At 67.1% G+C, this 19,197-nt stretch carries 23 protein-coding genes and 1 tRNA gene; 3 read left to right on the forward strand and 21 right to left on the reverse strand.

The features are described 5' to 3' along the window. Position 1: 1 nt before the first annotated feature. The 19 genes from nuoL to AC07NB_RS04405 all read right to left on the reverse strand — a co-directional run bounded on the left by nuoL (position 2) and on the right by AC07NB_RS04405 (position 13,809). On the reverse strand, positions 2 to 2,086 hold the full coding sequence (gene nuoL / locus AC07NB_RS04315) for an NADH-quinone oxidoreductase subunit L (RefSeq protein WP_492313595.1): 2,085 nt from the start codon (positions 2,084 to 2,086) through the stop codon (positions 2 to 4). Between the two features lie 8 nt (positions 2,087 to 2,094). Continuing rightward, on the reverse strand, positions 2,095 to 2,403 hold the full coding sequence (nuoK, locus tag AC07NB_RS04320) for an NADH-quinone oxidoreductase subunit NuoK (RefSeq protein WP_291839400.1): 309 nt from the start codon (positions 2,401 to 2,403) through the stop codon (positions 2,095 to 2,097). After that, positions 2,403 to 3,029 (reverse strand): NADH-quinone oxidoreductase subunit J, encoded by a 627-nt coding sequence (locus tag AC07NB_RS04325; RefSeq protein WP_291839402.1) that lies wholly within the window; start codon positions 3,027 to 3,029, stop codon positions 2,403 to 2,405. The genes nuoK and AC07NB_RS04325 overlap by 1 nt, the downstream gene beginning before the upstream one ends. A gap of 74 nt (positions 3,030 to 3,103) precedes the next feature. Continuing rightward, positions 3,104 to 3,595: an NADH-quinone oxidoreductase subunit NuoI gene (gene nuoI, locus AC07NB_RS04330; RefSeq protein ID WP_492312955.1), complete on the reverse strand. Its 492-nt coding sequence runs from the start codon at positions 3,593 to 3,595 to the stop codon at positions 3,104 to 3,106. Then, entirely contained in the window at positions 3,595 to 3,810 is a 216-nt protein-coding gene (locus AC07NB_RS04335) for a hypothetical protein (protein ID WP_492312954.1), read from the reverse strand. Before AC07NB_RS04335 ends, nuoI begins: the two co-directional genes overlap by 1 nt. Further along, a complete protein-coding gene (locus AC07NB_RS04340; protein ID WP_494572151.1) occupies positions 3,807 to 4,052 on the reverse strand; it encodes a hypothetical protein in 246 nt (81 codons plus the stop codon). Before AC07NB_RS04340 ends, AC07NB_RS04335 begins: the two co-directional genes overlap by 4 nt. Beyond that, the gene (gene nuoH / locus AC07NB_RS04345) at positions 4,049 to 5,239 is read right to left on the reverse strand and encodes an NADH-quinone oxidoreductase subunit NuoH (RefSeq protein WP_492312952.1); all 1,191 of its coding nucleotides are present in this window, start codon (positions 5,237 to 5,239) and stop codon (positions 4,049 to 4,051) included. Before nuoH ends, AC07NB_RS04340 begins: the two co-directional genes overlap by 4 nt. 3 nt (positions 5,240 to 5,242) lie before the next feature. Then, positions 5,243 to 7,288, reverse strand: a complete 2,046-nt coding sequence (gene nuoG, locus AC07NB_RS04350; protein ID WP_494572152.1) for an NADH-quinone oxidoreductase subunit NuoG — start codon at positions 7,286 to 7,288, stop codon at positions 5,243 to 5,245. Further along, entirely contained in the window at positions 7,288 to 7,761 is a 474-nt protein-coding gene (locus tag AC07NB_RS04355) for a hypothetical protein (RefSeq protein ID WP_494572153.1), read from the reverse strand. Before AC07NB_RS04355 ends, nuoG begins: the two co-directional genes overlap by 1 nt. A 20-nt stretch (positions 7,762 to 7,781) precedes the next feature. Further along, positions 7,782 to 8,267: a hypothetical protein gene (locus AC07NB_RS04360; RefSeq protein ID WP_494572154.1), complete on the reverse strand. Its 486-nt coding sequence runs from the start codon at positions 8,265 to 8,267 to the stop codon at positions 7,782 to 7,784. 6 nt (positions 8,268 to 8,273) lie between these two features. Beyond that, entirely contained in the window at positions 8,274 to 9,587 is a 1,314-nt protein-coding gene (gene nuoF, locus AC07NB_RS04365; RefSeq protein WP_291839449.1) for an NADH-quinone oxidoreductase subunit NuoF, read from the reverse strand. A 2-nt stretch (positions 9,588 to 9,589) separates the two neighbouring features. Then, a complete protein-coding gene (locus AC07NB_RS04370; RefSeq protein ID WP_492833768.1) occupies positions 9,590 to 9,820 on the reverse strand; it encodes a hypothetical protein in 231 nt (76 codons plus the stop codon). Beyond that, positions 9,820 to 10,089 carry a hypothetical protein gene (locus AC07NB_RS04375; protein WP_492312947.1) on the reverse strand — a complete coding sequence of 90 codons (270 nt, stop codon included), beginning with the start codon at positions 10,087 to 10,089 and terminating at the stop codon, positions 9,820 to 9,822. The genes AC07NB_RS04370 and AC07NB_RS04375 overlap by 1 nt, the downstream gene beginning before the upstream one ends. Further along, entirely contained in the window at positions 10,086 to 10,265 is a 180-nt protein-coding gene (locus tag AC07NB_RS04380) for a hypothetical protein (RefSeq protein ID WP_494572155.1), read from the reverse strand. The genes AC07NB_RS04375 and AC07NB_RS04380 overlap by 4 nt, the downstream gene beginning before the upstream one ends. Beyond that, on the reverse strand, positions 10,262 to 10,924 hold the full coding sequence (nuoE, locus tag AC07NB_RS04385) for an NADH-quinone oxidoreductase subunit NuoE (RefSeq protein ID WP_494572156.1): 663 nt from the start codon (positions 10,922 to 10,924) through the stop codon (positions 10,262 to 10,264). The genes AC07NB_RS04380 and nuoE overlap by 4 nt, the downstream gene beginning before the upstream one ends. Next, complete coding sequence (locus tag AC07NB_RS04390) at positions 10,921 to 12,099, reverse strand: NADH-quinone oxidoreductase subunit D (RefSeq protein ID WP_291839461.1); 1,179 nt, start codon at positions 12,097 to 12,099, stop codon at positions 10,921 to 10,923. The genes nuoE and AC07NB_RS04390 overlap by 4 nt, the downstream gene beginning before the upstream one ends. A gap of 89 nt (positions 12,100 to 12,188) precedes the next feature. Then, positions 12,189 to 12,812: an NADH-quinone oxidoreductase subunit C gene (locus AC07NB_RS04395; protein ID WP_291839439.1), complete on the reverse strand. Its 624-nt coding sequence runs from the start codon at positions 12,810 to 12,812 to the stop codon at positions 12,189 to 12,191. Further along, on the reverse strand, positions 12,809 to 13,462 hold the full coding sequence (locus AC07NB_RS04400) for a NuoB/complex I 20 kDa subunit family protein (RefSeq protein ID WP_492312943.1): 654 nt from the start codon (positions 13,460 to 13,462) through the stop codon (positions 12,809 to 12,811). The genes AC07NB_RS04395 and AC07NB_RS04400 overlap by 4 nt, the downstream gene beginning before the upstream one ends. After that, on the reverse strand, positions 13,432 to 13,809 hold the full coding sequence (locus AC07NB_RS04405) for an NADH-quinone oxidoreductase subunit A (protein ID WP_492312942.1): 378 nt from the start codon (positions 13,807 to 13,809) through the stop codon (positions 13,432 to 13,434). The genes AC07NB_RS04400 and AC07NB_RS04405 overlap by 31 nt, the downstream gene beginning before the upstream one ends. 209 nt (positions 13,810 to 14,018) lie before the next feature. Between AC07NB_RS04405 and AC07NB_RS04410 the strand changes: the two genes are divergently transcribed. Then, on the forward strand, positions 14,019 to 15,650 hold the full coding sequence (locus AC07NB_RS04410; RefSeq protein ID WP_492312941.1) for an AbgT family transporter: 1,632 nt from the start codon (positions 14,019 to 14,021) through the stop codon (positions 15,648 to 15,650). A gap of 95 nt (positions 15,651 to 15,745) precedes the next feature. Beyond that, positions 15,746 to 15,822, forward strand: a tRNA-Asp gene (locus AC07NB_RS04415). Between the two features lie 122 nt (positions 15,823 to 15,944). On the opposite strand, the gene AC07NB_RS04420 is transcribed toward AC07NB_RS04415, so the two are convergent. Together AC07NB_RS04420 and AC07NB_RS04425 are read right to left on the reverse strand one after the other, a co-directional pair. Continuing rightward, entirely contained in the window at positions 15,945 to 16,700 is a 756-nt protein-coding gene (locus tag AC07NB_RS04420) for a hypothetical protein (RefSeq protein ID WP_494572157.1), read from the reverse strand. A gap of 180 nt (positions 16,701 to 16,880) precedes the next feature. After that, positions 16,881 to 17,240, reverse strand: coding sequence for a hypothetical protein (locus AC07NB_RS04425; protein ID WP_492312940.1), 360 nt, complete (start codon positions 17,238 to 17,240; stop codon positions 16,881 to 16,883). Positions 17,241 to 17,479: 239 nt separating this feature from the next. On the opposite strand from AC07NB_RS04425, the gene AC07NB_RS04430 reads away from it, so the two are divergent. Continuing rightward, positions 17,480 to 19,114: a DEAD/DEAH box helicase gene (locus AC07NB_RS04430; RefSeq protein WP_494572158.1), complete on the forward strand. Its 1,635-nt coding sequence runs from the start codon at positions 17,480 to 17,482 to the stop codon at positions 19,112 to 19,114. Positions 19,115 to 19,197 lie beyond the last annotated feature (83 nt).

Below are 19,197 nucleotides of genomic sequence, written 5' to 3' on the forward strand. Positions count from 1 at the left end.
ATCAGGCTCCCCACGCGGAGATGGCGAAGGCCAGGAACAGGCAGAGACCGATGAGCATCACGAACGCATAGAAGTAGACATAGCCGGACTGGAAGCGGGCGAGCCCGCCGGCGAACTTACGCGACAGCCAGGCGAAGCCGTTCGGCCCTCCTCCGTCGATGATCTTCACGTCGCCGATTTTCCAGAAGAAGTCGCCCAGCGCCTTGGCGCCCTTGACGAACACGAACTGGTACAGCTCGTCGAAGTACCACTTGTTGTACAGGAAGGCGTGAACCACGCCGCCACGATCGGCCATCCGGCGCGCCATGCCCTCCTTGAGGACATAGAGCCAGAAGGCGGCGAAGGTGCCGACGAGGGTCATGACCAGCGGCGACCACTTCACCCAGGTCGGAACCGAGTGGGCGTCGTGCAGGACGTGGTTGTGCGGACCCGAGAAGATCGCGGCCTTCCAGAACTCGCCCTCGTGGTGCCCGATGAAGAAGGGCGCGAAGACGAAACCGGCGGCCACGGCGCCGACCGACAGGGCCAGCAGCGGAACCAGCATGATCCACGGGCTCTCGTGCGGCTTCAGCGGGCCGTGGTGGCCATGGTCGTCATGAGCGTGATCGTCATGCGCGTCCGGCTCGGAGTGGGTCTCCAGCTGGGCGTGCGAGGCGTGGTCGTCATGCGCGTGCGCATGATCGTCGTGGTGCTCGTCCTTCCACACCGGCTTGTTGTGGAAGGTCATGAACACCAGGCGCCACGAATAGTAGGCGGTCAGGCCGGCGGCGAAGATGCCGACGAAGAAGGCGAACAGGCCGATCGGCGAGTGGCCCGACGCCGCGGCGGCGAAGGCGCTCTCGATAATGGCGTCCTTGGAATAGAAGCCGGCCAGGCCGCCGATCCCGGGGATGCCCAGGCCGGTGATGGCGATGGTGCCGATGGTCATGACCGCATAGGTCACGGGCAGAAGCTTCCACAGGCCGCCCATCTTCCGCATGTCCTGCTCGTGGTGCATGCCGTGGATCACCGAGCCGGCGCCCAGGAACAGCAGCGCCTTGAAGAAGGCGTGGGTGAACAGGTGGAACATGGCCGCCTCATAGGCGCCCACGCCCGCGGCGAAGAACATGTAGCCCAGCTGCGAACAGGTCGAATAGGCGATGACCCGCTTGATGTCGTTCTGGGCCAGACCGACGGTCGCGGCGAACAGGGCCGTGACCGCGCCGATGGTGGCGACGATGGCCGAGGCGGTCGGCGCGTACTCGAACAGCGGCGACAGCAGGCAGACCATGTAGACGCCGGCGGTGACCATGGTCGCCGCGTGGATCAGGGCCGACACCGGGGTCGGGCCTTCCATCGCGTCCGGAAGCCAGGTGTGCAGGAAGAACTGGGCCGACTTGCCCATGGCGCCGATGAACAGCAGGAAGGCCGCCAGATCGAGCCCCGACCAGGTGTGGCCCAGGAACTCCCAGCCCGTGCCGGCCTTGGCGGCGATCATCGGGAAGAACTCGGCGAACTGGATCGTGCCGAACATCCAGAAGACGGTGAAGATGCCCAGGGCGAAGCCGAAGTCGCCGACCCGGTTGACCACGAAGGCCTTGATGGCGGCGGCGCTGGCGGTGGGCTTCTTGTACCAGAAGCCGATCAGCAGATAGGACGCCAGGCCCACCCCTTCCCAGCCGAAGAACAGCTGCATGAAGTCGGCGGCGGTGACCAGCGCCAGCATGGCGAAGGTGAACAGCGACAGGTAGGCGAAGAACCGCGGCTTGTCCGGGTCCTCGGCCATGTAGCCCCAGGAGTACAGGTGAACCAGCGACGACACGCTGGTCACGACCACCAGCATGGTGGCCGACAGGGCGTCGATGCGGATCGACCAGTTGGAGACGAAGTCGCCGACGTGGATGAAGGGCGCGAGGGTGAGCGTGAACGGCTCGAGGTGTCCCCACGTCCACTGGCTGAACACGATCCAGGCGATGACGCACGAGAAGAACAGCAGGCCCGTGGTGATGGCCTGGGAGACGACGTTGCCCAGTCGGCGGCCCGACAGGCCGACGATGGTCGCGCCCAGAAGCGGGGCGAAGATCCCGAGAGTGACGAGGAGCTGGATATTCACGATCAGCCCTTCATGACCGAGGCGTCGTCCACGGCGATGTCGCCGCGGTTACGGAAGAAGGTCACCAGGATGGCCAGGCCCACGGCCGCCTCGGCGGCGGCCACGGTCAGCACGAACATGGCCATGATCTGCCCCGACACATCGTTGAGGTAGCTCGAGAAGGCGACGAAATTGATGTTCACGGCCAGCAGGATCAGCTCGATCGACATCAGGATGATGATGACGTTCTTGCGGTTCACGAAGATGCCGAACACCCCGATGGTGAACAGGATGGCGGCGACCGCCAGATAGTGCTGCAGGGTGACGACCATCAGACCAGATCCTCGGGGGTGACGCCCGCGCCGGTGGTGACCGACTTCACTTCCATGGCCGTCTTGGCGTCGCGACCGACTTGGTCGGCGACCTTCTGGCGCTTGATGTGGGGCTTGTGGCGCAGGGTCAGGACGATGGCGCCGATCATGGCGATCAGCAGCACGATGCCCGCGGCCTGGAAGAAGTAGACGTAGTCCGTATAGAGCACCCGGCCGATCGTCTCGACGTTCGAGGCGTCCGCCGTCGCGACCATCGGCGAGGCCGCGTCCGCGGCGGCGCCGCGGTTCACCACGGTCAGCGAGATCATGACCATCTCGGCCAGCAGGACACCGGCCACGATCACCGCCAGCGGCAGATACTGCGCGAAGCCTTCGCGCAGCCGCAGGAAGTCGACATCCAGCATCATGACGACGAACAGGAACAGCACCGCCACGGCGCCGACGTAGACCACGATCAGAAGCATGGCCAGGAACTCCGCCCCCAGCAGGACGAACAGCCCCGCCGACGAGAAGAAGGCCAGGATCAGCCACAGCACGCTGTGCACGGGGTTCTTCGCCGTGACGACCAGAAGGCCGGCCACGACGGCCACCGTCGACAGCAGATAGAAGGCAATGCCTTGCAACATCGGAGGCCTCAGCCCCTTTCGGTTATGGGCGGCGATCCCTGGTGGAATCGTCCTCCCCGTTCAGCGATTGCGCCTTAGCGGTAAGGCGCGTCGAGTTCCAGATTCTTGGCGATCAGCCGTTCCCAGCGGTCGCCGTTCGCCAGCAGGCGATCCTTGTCATAGAGCAGTTCCTCGCGGGTCTCGGTCGTGAACTCCGAGTTCGGACCTTCCACGATGGCGTCCACCGGGCAGGCCTCCTGGCACAGGCCGCAGTAGATGCATTTGACCATGTCGATGTCATAGCGGGTCGTGCGGCGGCTGCCGTCGGCGCGCGGTTCGGCCTCGATGGTGATGGCCTGTGCCGGGCAGATGGCTTCGCACAGCTTGCAGGCGATGCAGCGTTCCTCGCCGTTCGGATAGCGGCGCAGCGCATGCTCCCCGCGGAAGCGCGGCGACTGCGGGTTGCGCTCGAACGGATAGTTCACCGTGGCCTTGGGTCGGGCCATGTACTTCAGCGACAGGCCGATGGCGCCGACGGCGTCGAGCAGCAGAGCGCCTTTCGCGGCCTGGACGAGACGGTTCAGCATTATTGCGCGCCTCCGGTACGCGGGCACTCGCGGGCGTAACGCTCGCTCTGTTTATCCATCGCCTCGCAACGCTGGAGGCGCTCGGCCTCCTGACGCTGGATGCGTTCCTGGCGCTGCTGCCACTGATGGGGCGACACCGGCAGGGGTTCGTAGGGCTGGCCCGCGCAGGCGGTCAGCGTGGCCGCGGCCACGAGAAGGGTCAGGACGCGCATCATTGGCCGCGCTCCATCCGCTCGCAGGCCTCGCGCCGGCGCCGCTGGTCCTCCTGGCTTCCGCCACGAGGCTCGATCCTGCAGTCCGGATGTGTCTGGGCGCCGCGCTGGCGGGCGCCCTCGGCGCGATCCATGCGGTCGATCGGCGAGATCACCTCGGGCTGGATCGGCTTGAAGACCGTCTGGCAGCCGCCGGCGGCCAGCGCCGCCAGCATCAGTCCGGAAAGGGCGAGGGTGCGGATCATGAACCCACCGCGAACACGCGCCAGGCGGCGACGGCGACCACGCAGACCAGCGAGGTCGGCAGGAAGATCTTCCAGCCCAGGCGCATCAGCTGATCGTAGCGGTAGCGGGGCACGAAGGCCTTCACCAGCGCGATCATGCAGAACCAGAAGACGATCTTGGCCAGGAAGGTGACCAGATAGACCGCCTGCTCCAGCCAGCCCGGCAGGGCGTCCAGCCAGTCCTGCGGCACGCCCGGGTTCCAGCCGCCGAAGAACAGCAGGCTGATCATGGCGCACATGAAGACGATGTTGGCGTACTCGCCGATCATGAACAGCAGGTACGGGGTCGAGGAGTATTCGACCTGATAGCCAGCCACCAGTTCGGACTCCGCCTCGGGCAGATCGAACGGCGGGCGGTTGGTCTCGGCCAGGGCCGACACGAAGAAGATGATCGCCATCGGGAACATCACCAGGATCGTCGGCCAGGTCCCTGCCCCGCCGCCGAAGGCGAACCAGTTCCAGATCATGCCCTGCTGCTGGGTGACGATCGAGGTCAGGTTCATCGTCCCGGCCAGCAGGATGACGTTGATGATCACCAGGCCGATGGAGACTTCGTACGAAACCATCTGCGCGGCGGACCGCAGCGAGCCGAGGAACGGATACTTCGAGTTCGAAGCCCAGCCGCCCATGATGATGCCGTACACGCCCAGCGAGCTGATCGCGAAGATGTACAGGATGCCGACGTTCAGGTCGGAGACGACCCAGCCCGGCGCGAACGGAATGGCCGCCCAGGCGATGAAGGCCAGGATGAAGGTCAGCAGCGGCGCCAGCAGGAAGACGACCTTGTCGGCGCCGGCCGGGACCACGATTTCCTTCAGCACGAATTTGAAGAAGTCGGCGAACGACTGCAGCAGGCCGAACGGACCCACCACGTTGGGGCCTTTGCGCATCTGCACGCCCGCCCAGATCTTGCGGTCGGCCAGCAGCAGGAAGGCCAGCGAGATCAGGATCCCGACGGTGACCAGCAGGATCCCGCCCGCGGTGATCAGGGTCCAGCCCACCGGGCCGGCCCAGAAGGCCGGCGGGATCAGGCCCCAGGCCCAGACGGCCAGGGCGACGAGGCCCGCGGCGACGGCCAGACCGACGACGGTCAGGAACAGCACCGCCAGGACGTTCGGCTTGGACTTGGGGGAAACGACGTCGGTCATCGGTTACTCCGCCGCCATCGCGACCGGGGCGATCCGCTGGGCGGACAGCTCGGCCATCGTCACGCTGGCGCGCGTGATCGGGTTGTTCAGGTAGGGGTCGCGCACCGTCGAGGCGAAGGCCACGTCGCCCAGGTCGCCCTTCTTGCCCAGCGCCGCCACGTCGAACGACGCCGGCGTCGGCAGGTAGTCGATGCGGCCGAAGGTCGGATGGTCCGCCATCAGCTTGGCGCGCAGCGCGTCCAGCGTGTCGTACGGCAGGGTCTGGCCGACCAGGGCCGACAGGGCGCGCAGGACGGCCCAGTCTTCCTTGGCCTGTCCCTTGGGGAAGACGACGCGTTCAGCCATCTGCACCCGGCCTTCGGTGTTCACATACAGGCCCGACTTCTCGGTGTAGGCGGCGCCCGGCAGGATCACGTCGGCGCCGTGGGCTCCCCGGTCGCCGTGCGAACCCAGGTAGACGCGGAAGGCGTCCGAGCCGCCCAGTTCGATCTCGTCGGCGCCCAGCAGGAACAGCACGTCCAGCGCGCCCGGCTTGATCATCTCGGCGACGGTCTTGCCGCCCTCGCCCGGGACGAAGCCCATGTCCAGGCCGCCCACGCGCGAGGCGGCGGTGTGCAGGACGTTGAAGCCGTTCCAGCCTTCGGTGACCACGCCGACCTTCTTGGCCAGCGCGCCCAGGGCGTTCAGCACGGCCGGGCCGTTCGCGCCGGTCAGGGCGCCCGAGCCGACGATGATCGCCGGACGCTCGGCCTTGGTCAGGAAGTCCATCGCCGCCTTGGGCAGCTTGGCCAGGGTCTTGGAGCCGGCGCCCAGCCAGCTGTAGTCGAAGGTCAGGGCGGCCTGTTCGCCGATCAGGCCGATCTCGGTCTTGCCGGCCAGCCAGCCCTTGCGCAGGCGGGCGTTCAGCAGCGGCGCCTCGGTGCGCGGGTTGGCCCCCACGATCAGGACGGCGTCCGCGTTTTCAATGCCTTGCAGGCCGGTATTGAACAGCCAACCCTCGCGCGGGCCGACGCCGAGAGCGGCTCCGTCCTGGCGGCAGTCGGTGTGGGCCGAGCCCAAGGCGCGGAACAGGTCCAGCGCCGCCTTCATCGATTCCGCGTCCTGCAGGTCGCCGCCGACCAGGCCGATGCGATCGGCCGGGGCGGCGTTCAACTTGGCGGCCACAACGCCCAGGGCCTCGTCCCACGAGGCGGCGCGCAGGCGGCCGTTCTCACGCACATAGGGGCGGTCCAGGCGCTGGCGCTGCAGGCCGTCGACGGCGTAGCGGCTCACGTCCGACAGCCATTCCTCGTTGATGCCCTCGTTCACGCGCGGCAGCACGCGCATGACTTCCGAGCCCTTGAAGTCGGCGCGGATGTTCGAGCCCAGCGCGTCCATGACGTCGATGGTCTCGGTCTTCTTCAGCTCCCACGGGCGGTAGTGGTACTGCCACGGGCGGTGCGTCAGGGCGCCCACCGGGCACAGGTCGTTGACGTTGCCCGACAGCTCGCTGTCGATGTTCTTTTCCAGATAGGTGGTGATCTCGGCGTCTTCGCCGCGCGAGATCATGCCGATGTCCGGCACGCCGGCGACTTCGGTGATGAAGCGGACACAACGCGTGCACTGGATGCACCGCGTCATGAAGGTCTTCACCGTCGGACCCATGTTCTTTTCTTCGACCGCGCGCTTGTTCTCGGCGTAGCGCGAGCCGTCACGGCCATAGCCGACGGCCTGGTCCTGCAAGTCGCATTCGCCGCCCTGGTCGCAGATCGGGCAGTCCAGCGGGTGGTTGATGAGCAGGAACTCCATCACCCCTTCGCGGGCCTTCTTCACCATCGGCGTGTCGGTGAAGATCTCCTGGCCCTCGGCGGCCGGCAGGGCGCACGACGCCTGCGGCTTCGGCGGTCCGGGCTTCACCTCGACCAGGCACATGCGGCAGTTGCCGGCGATGGACAGGCGCTCGTGGTAGCAGAAACGCGGGATCTCATGGCCGGCCTTTTCGGCGACCTGGAGCACGGTCATCCCGGGCTCGAACTCGGTTTCTACGCCGTTGACCTTGGCGACGGGCATCAGCGGGCCTCTTGCTCAGCGGCCACGGAATACTGTTCCGTGGCGGTGCTCCCATCCGGGAGCGTCGTGTTGATGGTGATGGCGTCGCCGTCAAGGACGAAGCGCACCGCCGGGTCGCCGGACTGGTTCATCCAGCGGTTTTGTTCGGGATTACTCGCATCGACCGGCTTCCAGGTGACCATGTCGCCGTCGACCCGGCATTGCGCCCGACGACGTCCGCCGTCGACCGGCGCACGCCACGACGCGTTGACCACCGGGCCTTCCAGCCCGTCGATCTGGATGGCCGACAGGTCCTGTCCGTGGATCGCGGCCAGACCGGCCTGACAGACGCGGCGCAGGTCGGCGGCGGTCAGCACGACCGGCACGCTGGCCTCGGCGTCCGACGCGGGGTTCACGGCCGAGACCTTCTCCGCCGGCGTCGCGGCAGGCGCGTCCGTCCGCTCGCCGCAGGCGGCGAGGGAGAGGATCAGCATCAAAGGCGCGACAGCGTGTTTCACTCTTCGAACGCGGGGCGGGTGTTGGACCATTCGATGGACTGCACGACGCCCGGCTGGGGGCCGTCGACGGTGAAGATCTTCAGGAAACGGCCGTCCGGGCTGCGCCAGTTGGTCAGGCAGTTGCCCATACCGGTCCCGGCGCAGCTGTTCACTTCCGGCAGCACCTCGACGGTGCTGGGGCATTCGCGGACGGAAATCTCGCGCTGCTGCTGCATCGCGTCCGGACAGACCGTGAACTCCTCGTCATTGGTGTCCACGGGCGTGAAGCCTGCTGCGACCAGCCGGGCGCGCACCGTCCAGTAGCTTTCACCGGCCTTGGGCGTCACGTCCGACGTCGCGGGCACAGCAGCCGGGGCGGCCGGCTCGGCGGGAGCAGCCGCAGGCGCGGGGGTCTCGGCCTTGGCCGGAGCCTCGGCGGGCTTGGGCGAGCAGGCGACCAGCGCCGCCGCCGACAGCATCAGGATTGAAAGACGCGTGGACATCTTCCCCTACTCCGCCGCGATCGCATGGCCGGCGAAGTTCGCGCGGCGGCTGCGGTATTGGGCGATGCGGTCCTCGATCTCATGGCGGAAGTGGCGGATCAGCCCCTGCACCGGCCACGCCGCGGCGTCGCCCAGGGCGCAGATGGTGTGACCTTCCACCTGGCCGGCCACGTCCAGCAGCAGGTCGATCTCGGACGGGTCGGCCTCGCCGATCGCCATCCGCTCCAGCACGCGCCACATCCAGCCGGTGCCTTCGCGGCACGGCGTGCACTGGCCGCAGCTCTCGTGCTTGTAGAAATAGCTGATGCGGGCGATCGCCTTCACCAGATCGGTCGACTCGTCCATGACGATGACCGCCGCGGTCCCCAGACCCGAGCGCATATCGCGCAGGGAGTCGAAGTCCATCAGCGCCGTCTCGGACATCTCGCGCGTGATCAGCGGCACGGACGAGCCGCCCGGGATCACAGCCTTCAGATTGTCCCAGCCGCCGCGCACGCCGCCGCAGTGCTCTTCCAGCAGCTGCTTCAGCGGGATCGACATCGCCTCTTCGACATTGCACGGCCGGTTCACGTGGCCGCTGATGGTCATCAGCTTGGTGCCCGTGTTGTTCGGCCGGCCGAAGCCGGCGAACCACTCGGCCCCGCGGCGCAGGATGGTGCCGACGACCGCGATCGACTCGACGTTGTTCACCGTGGTCGGGCAGCCGTACAGGCCCGCGCCGGCCGGGAACGGCGGCTTCAGGCGCGGCTGGCCCTTCTTGCCTTCCAGGCTCTCCAGCAGGGCGGTCTCTTCGCCGCAGATGTAGGCGCCCGCGCCATGGTGGATGTAGACGTCGAAGTCCCAGCCGTGGACGTTGTTCTTGCCGATCAGCTTGGCCTCATAGGCCTGCTTGACCGCCGCCTCCATGCGCTCGCGCTCCAGCACGTACTCGCCGCGCAGGTAGATGTAGCAGGCGTGCGCCTGCATCGCGAAGCTGGCGATCAGGCAGCCCTCGATCAGCAGCTGCGGATCGTGGCGCATGATCTCCCGGTCCTTGGCGGTCCCAGGCTCGGATTCGTCGGCGTTGACCACCAGGTAGTGAGGACGATCCTTCACCTCCTTGGGCATGAAGGACCACTTCAGGCCGGTCGAGAAGCCGGCGCCGCCGCGTCCGCGCAGGCCCGAGTTCTTGACGTTGGTGATGATCCAGTCCCGACCCAGGTCGAGCATGTCCTTCGTCGCGTTCCACGCGCCGCGTTTCTTCGCGCCCTCGAGGCCCCAATCCTGGAGACCATAGAGGTTGGTGAAGATGCGATCCTTGTCTTCGAGGATTCCGACCATGGTCAGTTCAGATCTCCACGCCGGCTGTCGGCGTTGCTCAATTGGTTTCGCCCGAAGACGATGAAGCCGACGCCAACCAGCGCCATCACTCCGCCGACGATCGCCAGCACGTCCATGCCCGGGCCGAACAGACCGGTCAGGCTCGCCAAAGCCAGCCCCGCCCCGATCACGACATCGCTGACGCCGACCCAGAAATAGATCTGCCCCAGCTTCTTGGGATCCTGCTCAGCCATCACAGGCCCTCCCTCAGGCGGCGCTTGTGGTGCTGGGTGCGCATGAACCGGCCGGCCAGGAACAGCACCCAGCCCGCGGCCACGGCGCCGAAGGCGACCACCGTCAGCGTCTGGTCGGCGGGCAGGCCGGCGTAACGGGTGCCCAGGACGTAGCCGGCGCCGGCCACGACCAGCGCCAGCCCGCCCAGCCGGTACGGACGGCCCACGGCCATCAGTTCCTTGCGGTAGGCCGCGCGGCCTTCCTCGGTGTCGAGATCCGGCAGGCTCATGACGCCCCGCCCCTGCGCGCCCGCGCCAGGTTGGCGATCCCGAGAAGCACGAACATCGCGCCGACGCCGTAGAACGCCGCCTCTTTACCCATCCAGGCAGCCAAGCACCACATCGCACCCGCGGCGATGAACAGGCCCGAGGCGACTTGGGGGCTGAGAGTCGGCTTCTGGCTCATGCCGTCACCGGATCGCTGTTGGGCAGCTTCTTGATCGGCTTGGCCGCCGAGCCGTCATACAGCCTGGCGTCGGTCAGGGTCAGGGCCCCGCCTTCCGGCTCCGAGCTGGCGCGGCCGACGCGCGAGCCGGGCTTGGGCTTCTTGCCGGCGGCGAAGTCGTCGATGATCTGCGCCATGTTCTCGGCGGTCAGGTCTTCGAAATAATAGTCGTTGATCATCGCCATCGGGGCGTTGGCGCAGGCGCCCAGGCACTCGACCTCTTCCCAGGTGAAGCGGCCGTCGGCGCTCAGGGTCTGCTTCGGCCCGATCTTCTTCTTGCAGACATCCATCAGGTCGCCGGCGCCGCGCAGCATGCAGGGCGTGGTGCCGCACACCTGGATCAGGGCCGCCGAGCCGACCGGCTCCAGCATGAACATGGTGTAGAAGGTCGCGACCTCCAGCACCCGGATGAAGGGCATGCCCAGCAGTTCGGCGATGGCGCGGATGGCGGGCTCGGACACCCAGCCCTCCTGCTTCTGGACCAGCCACAGGATCGGGATCACCGCCGATTGACGACGGTTCTCGGGATATTTGGCGATCCACCAGTCGCACTTGGCCTTGGTCGCCTTCGAGAAGGCGAACGAGGCCGGCTGTTCCTTGGCGAGACGACGAACGCTCATCGGTCCACTTCTCCGAAAACGATGTCGAGCGAACCGAGGATGGCGGACACGTCGGCCAGCATGTGGCCGCGGTTCATCCAGTCCATCGCCTGCAGCGAGCGGAAGCCCGGCGCCGAAATCTTCACGCGATAGGGTTTGTTGGTGCCGTCCGACACCAGATAGATGCCGAACTCGCCCTTGGGCGCCTCGACCGAGGCGTAGACCTCGCCCTCGGGCGTCTTGAAGCCCTCGGTGTAGAGCTTGAAGTGGTGGATCAGCGCTTCCATCGAGCGCTTCATCTCACCGCGCTTGGGCGGGACGATCTTGTTGTCCTCGATCATCACCGGCTCGCCGGGACAGTTGCGCAGCTTGTGGATGCACTGCTCCATGATCCGCACCGACTGCTTCATCTCCTCGATGCGGCACAGGTAGCGGTCCCAGCAGTCGCCGTTCTTGCCCACGGCGATGTCGAACTCGAGATCGGCGTAGCATTCGTAGGGCTGCGACTTGCGCAGGTCCCACGGAATGTCCGAACCGCGGATCATCACGCCGGTGAAGCCCCAGTCCAGCGCCTGCTGCTTCGACACCACGCCGATGTCGACGTTGCGCTGCTTGAAGATGCGGTTCTCGGTGACGAGGCTCTCGATGTCCTTCAGCGCCGCCGGGAAGGTCTGGCACCAGCGGCCGATGTCGTCGATCAGGTCGCTCGGCAGGTCCTGGTGGACGCCGCCCGGGCGGAAGTAGTTGGCGTGCAGACGCGCCCCGCAGGCGCGCTCGTAGAACACCATCAGCTTCTCGCGTTCCTCGAAGCCCCAGAGCGGCGGCGTCAGGGCGCCGACGTCCATGGCCTGGGTCGTCACGTTCAGAAGATGGGAGAGGATGCGGCCGATTTCCGAGTACAGGACGCGGATCAGCTGGGCGCGGTACGGCACCTCGACGCCGAGCAGCTTCTCGATCGCCAGGCAGAAGGCGTGCTCCTGGTTCATCGGCGCGACGTAGTCGAGGCGATCCAGGTACGGCACGTTCTGCAGATAGGTGCGCGCCTCCATCAGCTTCTCGGTGCCGCGGTGCAGCAGGCCGATGTGCGGATCGACGCGGGTGACCAGCTCGCCGTCCAGCTCCAGCACCAGGCGCAGCACGCCGTGCGCGGCCGGGTGCTGCGGGCCGAAGTTGATGGTGAACTTGCGGTCGTCCATCGCCCGGGCGTGGTCGGTCCGCCCGTCGTGCGGCAGGTCGTCGAACACGTCGGTGCCGACAGGGGCCGGGATGGTGTTGGAATCAGCCATCAGCCCTTCACCTTCTCGTCGCCCGGCAGGACCGGGGCGGGATACTCAGCGCCTTCCCACGGCGACAGGAAGTCGAAGTTGCGGAACTCCTGGGTCAGCTTGACGGGTTCGTAGACCACCCGCTTCTGCTCCTCGTCGTACCGGACCTCGACATAGCCGGTCATCGGGAAGTCCTTGCGCAGCGGATGTCCCTGGAAGCCGTAGTCGGTCAGCAGCCGGCGCAGGTCCGGATGGCCCTCGAACAGCATGCCGTACATGTCGAACGCCTCGCGCTCGAACCAGTCGGCGCAGGGGAAGACCGACACGGCGCTCGGCACCGGCTGGACCTCGTCCGTCGTCACCTTCACGCGGATGCGCGCGTTCCGGGTCAGCGACAGCAGGTGATAGACCACCTCGAACCGCTCTTCCCGGTCCGGGAAGTCCACGCCGCACAGATCCAGCAGCTGCTGGAAGCCGAAGCGGTCCTTCAGCACCGTCAGGACCTCGACGATCTTCTCGCGGTCCGCGACCAGCGTCAGCTCGCCGAAGGCCACCTGCGCCTGCACGCCCAGCTCGGCCACCATCTCGGCGCCCAGCGGCGTCAGGGCGGTCTCGAGTTCCTGTTGCTTCACCAGAGAGGTCATCGGTCGATGGTCCCCGTGCGGCGGATCTTCTTCTGCAGCTGCAGCAGCCCGTACAGCAGCGCCTCCGCCGTCGGCGGGCAGCCCGGCACATAGGCGTCGACCGGGACCACCCGGTCACAACCACGAACAACGCTGTAGCTGTAGTGATAATAGCCGCCGCCGTTGGCGCAGCTGCCCATGGACAGCACATAGCGCGGGTCCGGCATCTGGTCGTAGACCTTGCGCAGGGCCGGAGCCATCTTGTTGGTCAGGGTGCCGGCCACGATCATCAGGTCGGACTGACGCGGGCTGGCGCGCGGGGCCATGCCGAAGCGCTCCATGTCGAAGCGCGGCATCGAGGCCTGCATCATTTCCACGGCGCAGCAGGCCAGACCGAAGGTCATCCACATCAGCGAGCCGGTGCGCGCCCAGTTGATGACGTCGTCCAGCGAGGTCGTGATGAAGCCCCGCTCGCCCAGTTCGGCGTTCACGGCCTCGAAGAATTTGTCGTGGATCGCCGGGTCATAGCCCTCGACGGTCGAGCGCGCGCCCATCCCGAAAGCGACGGGCGACGAGGCGCCCGGCCCCACCGGCGACGCGCCGGAGTTGCCCATGCCGATCAGCGGCACGTTGTTGGTCGTCACTCCCATTCGAGCGCGCCCTTCTTCCATTCGTAGATGAAGCCGACGGTCAGCACGCCGAGGAACACCATCATCGACCAGAAGGCGAAGATCATGCCCGCGTGCGACAGGTCGAACATCGACACCGCCCACGGGAACAGGAAGGCCACTTCCAGGTCGAAGATGATGAAGAGGATCGACACCAGGTAGAAGCGCACGTCGAACTTCATGCGCGCGTCGTCGAACGCGTTGAACCCGCACTCATAGGCGGACAGCTTCTCCGAGTCGGGGTTCTTGGGGGCCAGCACCCAGGCGGCCAGCATGAAGCCGAGCCCGAGCACCGCCGCGATCCCGAGAAAGATCACGATCGGCAGATATTCGAGAAGGAATGCATTCATCCGGAGGGACCTCGTCCGCCACAGAGGGAGGGGCGGATTCGGCGCTTTCTAGCCCCGGAACTGCCGGGGTTCAAACCCATATGGTGAAAGGTTTTTCTTGCGAACGGTTCGCAGATTTGCGGGCGACATGTCGCAGGGCCCGCGTCTTGTCCCGAACCGCCGCTTCACGCCTATGGAAGTTCGCGAAACAATCCGGGGGAGATACGCGGATGGCCATTGGCGCACGGGTCCTGAACGCCGTCGAACGGGTGGGCAACCGCCTGCCCGACCCGGTCTTCCTCTTCCTCTGGCTCATCGGCGGGCTGATCGTGCTCAGCCTGATCGGCTCGGGCCTGGGCTGGGCGGCGGTCAATCCGGTCACCGGCGACACCCTGAAGGCGGTCAGCCTGCTCGCGCCCGAGAATCTGGAGCGGCTGATCATCGGCATGCCGCGCACCCTGGCGGAGTTCCCGCCGCTGGGCATCGTCATCACCATCATCTACGGCGCCTCGGTCGCGGAGCGCAGCGGACTGTTCTCCACCGCCATCCGCAGCGCCCTGCTGAACGCCCCCAAATCCATCCTGACGCCCATCGTGGTGATCACCGGCATGGTCTCGCACCACGCCTCGGACGCCTCCTACGTCGTGGTCATCCCGCTGGCCGCGGTCATCTTCGCCGCGGCGGGCCGTCACCCGCTGGCGGGTCTCGCCGCCGGCTTCGCGGCCGTCTCGGGCGGCTACGCCGGCAATCTGTTCCCCGGCGCCAGCGACGCCCTAATCCTGGGCATCACCGAGCCGGCCGCCCACCTGATCGATCCGTCCTATTCGGTGAACATCGCGGGCAACTGGTTCTTCATCATCGGCGTCGTCGCCGTCTTCACCCCCATCGTCTGGTTCCTGACCGATCGGGTCATCGAGCCGCGCCTGGGGCCGTGGAAGCCCGCCGCCGGCGTCAACGCGCCCGCCGCGGACGAGAAGACGCCGCTGACCGCCGACGAAAAGCGCGGCCTGCGCTTCGCCGGCCTGACGGTGCTGGGCATGATCGCCCTGTGGACCCTGATCACCCTCCTGCCCGGCTCGCCCTTCGTCGATCCGGACGCCGAGGCCGCCCAGCGTTTCAACCCGCTCTACAAGTCGCTGGCCGCCTTCTTCGCCGTCACCTTCTTCGTCACCGGCGCGGCCTTTGGCGTCGGCTCGCGCACCGTGACCAACCATCGCGACCTGGTGCGCATGATGCGCGAGGGCATCTCCCAGCTGGCGCCCTACCTCGTGCTGGCCTTCTTCGCCGCCCACTTCGTAGCCATGTTCAACTGGTCGGGGCTGGGACCGATTCTGGCCATCAACGCGGCGGCCGGCCTGCAGCAGATCAACCTGCCCGCCCCGCTGCTGCTCATCAGCGTGGTCCTGGTGTCCTGCTTCTTCGACCTGTTCATCGGCTCGGCCTCGGCCAAATGGTCCGCGCTGGCGCCCATCGTGGTGCCCATGTTCATGCTGCTGGGCATCAGCCCGGAGATGACCACCGCCGCCTACCGCATGGGTGATTCCGTCACCAACATCGCCACGCCGCTGATGAGCTACTTCCCGCTGATTCTGACCTTCGCCCAGCGCTGGGACCCGAAATTCGGCCTGGGATCGCTGATGTCGACCATGCTGCCCTACGCCGGGGCCTTCCTGGTCGCCGGCTTGGCCATGGTCGCCGCCTGGGTCGCCTTCGACCTGCCGGTCGGCCCCGGCGTCGGCGTCCACTATGAACCGCCGCCGCCCGCCGTGGCCGCCCAGCTGCCCGCGGACGGCGGCGTGGCGGGCCCCGTCGCGCCTCCGGAAGCCGCCGCGGTGGCGGGTCCGGGGGTCGCCAACCGCTGATCCGGATTTTCCTTATCCGACGTGCTTGACGCGCCCGGCGAGCCCGCCTAAACGACGCCCCTCGCCGCGGCGCACCAGCGCTTCGGTCGGGAAACGCGGGTGTAGCTCAGTTGGTTAGAGTGCCGGCCTGTCACGCCGGAGGTCGCGGGTTCGAGCCCCGTCACTCGCGCCATTCCTTCTTCTGAAGGGATGGCGCACCGCCCCCCTCCATCGATACCGACGACAACAAAACGGCCGCTCCCTTCGGAGCGGCCGTTTGTGTTTCGGGCCTGACCACATGCGGAGCGCCCGCCGCTAACCCGCCGAGGCCTCACGATCGATGTCGCAATCGCCATCCTTGGCCCAGTAGATCCTTTTGGGAACGCGCCGTGTCCCTTGCTCGGTCTCGATCGCCTGTCGCTGCCGCGCATTCGGCTCGTCATAGCTATCCAGGTGACGAACCCCCGCGGCTTCGAGAATGGATCGAGGGAACCAGACCAGATGGTAGTCCTCAGTGGACGTAAAACGCTCGCTGGTCGGAAGCGTCAGGTCTGGTCGTACCGTATGCACCTGGTTCTGTAGGCGGTTGGCGCACAGGAACAGCCAAGGCTGAATTCGGGCCTCATCCAGGACGGCGGTCAGCGCGGCGGCGCTCGATTCGGCAAACCGGATTTCCTCATCACGCATCGTTCCAGGGTTGGCGCGCATCCACGCCAGCGAACTGATCGGGTTGCCATGGAAGGTGATAGCGGTGAACCCGTCCACCATCCTCTCCCGCGCCGTCACCCACACGATCGCGCAACCAGAGCTGCATTCGGCCGTGGTGCGAACCCGGGCTCGCCGCTCCCGGACAAGGCGGGCCATGTCGATGGTCGCCCAGATGTCTCCACCCGGGCTTTGCACATCGAGGATCTCCCCCTCGCCGAGGATACGAGACAGACGACTGACGTTCTCCGGGTCGATCTCCTGATGGAAGAGCACGAAGTCCATCCGCCTGATCGTAAAGTCGCGGATGCTGTCCTGAGCCGGCGTCTGCGATAGGGCCGCAGCGAGGAGGAATTCGAGGAGCATCACGGGATACTAGCCGCCGCAGCCGCCACGTCGAGCTTGCTCCGCGTCGATCCGCTCAAGGTTCTGCTACTCTGAAGGGATGGCGCACCGCCCCTCTCCATCGATACCGACGACAACAAAACGGCCGCTCCCCCGGAGCGGCCGTTTGTCTGTGCGCCTCAGGCGGCGGGTTGAGCGCCCCTACTGGCGTCCAGCGAGCAGCACGTTCTGGACGCGGCGGCCCAGCGGATCGCGCGACTGCCAGGTGTCGCCGACATCGGCCTCGATCAGCGCCGTGCAGAAGCGCGGGATCAGCATGTTGGGGCGCATGTTCGTCAGGCAGATCCGCTCGCCCTGCACGCTCCAGCGCGCGGCCAGGCGGCGGCCGTCCGAGAACTGGGCGGCGTAGCTGCCGTCCGGATTGAACCAGTGCTTGACCCAGCCGCCGTCCGGATACCGGGACATGACGGTGTTGCCGAAGGCGGAATTCATATCGGCCCGACCCGGGCCGGCGGCGAGACAGGCGACCGCAACGGTCGCCACGGCTAGCGCACGCAGCATACAGATACCCTCACAAAGACCCTTCCCGAGACGGACATTAACATCGTGTAAGGTTCTGCCAACCCCCGAACGCCGTCACACGAATAGTTGACTATCGCGCAGGGGCTTCTATATGCGGCCCACGTTACGGGACAGGACTGGCGAATTCGCGCCGCCCGCTCGCCCACGGCACAGGGCGGTTCCGAGACATCGCACGACGGCCCGATGCGCGGGGCGTCCTTCCACAGTCCCAAGGACCCATGACAGAATTCTCGCAACTGGGCCTCTCGCCCACGACCCTGCAAGCGGTCGCCCATACCGGCTATACGACCGCCACCCCCATTCAGGCCGCCGCCATCCCGGTGGCCCTCGCCGGCCGCGACGTCCTGGGCATCGCCCAGACCGGCACCGGCAAGACCGCCGCCTTCACCCTGCCCCTGATCGACCGGCTGCAGTCCGGCCGCGCCCGCGCCCGCATGCCGCGCGCCCTGGTGCTGGCCCCGACCCGCGAGCTGGCCGACCAGGTCGCCGAAAGCTTCGCCAAATACGCCAAGGGCACCAAGCTGAACTGGGTGCTGCTGATCGGCGGCGTGTCGATGGGCGACCAGGTCGCCGCCCTGAACAAGGGCGTGGACGTGCTGATCGCCACCCCGGGCCGCCTGATCGACCTGTTCGAGCGCGGCAAGATGATGCTGAACGGCGTCGAGATCATGGTCGTCGACGAAGCCGACCGCATGCTGGACATGGGCTTCATCCCGGACATCGAGAAGATCTTCAAACTGACGCCGCCCAAGCGCCAGACCCTGTTCTTCTCGGCCACCATGCCGCCCGAGATCACGCGCCTGACCACGCAGTTCCTCAAGGATCCGACCCGGATCGAGGCCTCGCGTCCGGCCATGACCGCCGACACCATCACCCAGTACATCGTCCGCATCCCGACCTCGGATCCCAAGGCCAAGCGCACCGCCCTGCGCGCCCTGGTCGGCCGCGACGACGTGAAGAACGGCATCGTCTTCTGTAACCGCAAGTCGGAAGTCGACATCGTCGCCAAGTCGCTCAAGCTGCACGGCTTCGACGCCGCGCCGATCCACGGCGATCTGGACCAGTCCCTGCGCACCAAGACCCTGGCGGACTTCCGCTCGGGCGCGCTGAAGATTCTGGTGGCCTCCGACGTCGCCGCGCGGGGCCTGGACATCCCGGATGTCAGCCACGTCTTCAACTACGACGTCTCGCACCACGCCGACGACTATGTGCACCGCATCGGCCGCACCGGCCGCGCCGGCAAGCTGGGCCAGGCCTTCATGATCGTCACCCCCTCCGACGACAAGTCGCTGGATAAGGTGCTCAAGCTGATCAAGATGGACCCGCAGGAGCTGACGCTGGACGGCATCGACTTCGCCGCCATCAAGGACCAGCCGCGCCGTGACGGCGGTCGTGACAGTGGTCGTGATGGGGGCCGCGGCGACAAGCGCGGCCGCACCCGCAGCGAACGCCCTGCCCGCGCCCGCGCCGAGGACGCATCGGTCGAGGCCGCGGTCGAACAGCCCGCCGCTGAAGTCGCCGCGCCCGCCGCCGAAGAGGCCGCGCCCGCCCGCCGCACCCGCAGCCGTCGCGGCGCCAAGCCCGCCGTGGATGCGCCGGTCGAGGCCGCCCCGGTCACTGAGGCCGCGCCGGACGCCGTCGCGCCCGTGGCCGAAGCCGCGCCCGCTGCCGAGCCTCGCGAACCCCGCGAACCGCGCCGCGAGCGGGGTCGTGGCCGGGATCGTGATCGGGACCGCAACGCCGACCGCCGCGAGGCCGCTCCGGCGGACGACGCGCGCGCCGGCAACGGCCGTCCGTTCGGCGAGGCCGATATCCCGGCCTTCCTGCGCCGCCCGGTGACCATCAAAAACTAACGGCTTTTCCGGCCTTCTTACGGTTACGCTTAACCCGGCGTTACCGATCGGCGTTCTAGCGTCTTGCCGCTGTATCCGTTCGT

It is taken from the genome of Brevundimonas sp. GW821-FHT09G01, from assembly GCF_059416065.1.